Below are 358 nucleotides of genomic sequence, written 5' to 3'. Positions count from 1 at the left end.
CCAGGGCAGCCAGCTGGGCCAGGGTTTGCGGCTCGCCGCAACGGCTCAGGATGCAGGCGGACTCATCAAGAATAAACAGCGCGCAGGGGCGGCCGTCCATAAACTCCCAGGCGTCTTCCAGCGCCGCCTGGCCGATGGTCAGCAGCGCGGTTTTACGCCGACAGATGGAGTCGAAGGTCAGGCCCTGGGCCTGGTGCGGCGTTTGCCAGGTTTCGCGCTGCATAAACTTGCTGCAGCGGTGCCATGACTGGGCAATGACGGAAGAGACCGCCTTCCCGGTATCCTGAGTCTGAACAGTCATATCCTTTTCCGCGTTGTACCATAGAGAACCCCTCCGGCAGCGACTGCCGGAGGGGAG

At 62.8% G+C, this 358-nt stretch carries 1 protein-coding gene; it reads right to left on the bottom strand.

Features of this window, described 5'->3' with window-relative positions:
• Nucleotides 1–301: hypothetical protein (locus LU493_RS19820; RefSeq protein ID WP_275289513.1), on the bottom strand; the 301-nt coding region annotated here is incomplete at its 3' end.
• Nucleotides 302–358: the final 57 nt, after the last annotated feature.

It is taken from the genome of Halomonas elongata, assembly GCF_029081005.1.
In the GTDB taxonomy this organism is placed as follows: Bacteria; Pseudomonadota; Gammaproteobacteria; order Pseudomonadales; family Halomonadaceae; genus Halomonas; species Halomonas elongata_B.
Note: the sequence above shows the minus strand (reverse complement) of the source record. Positions and strands in the feature narration are given on the sequence as shown.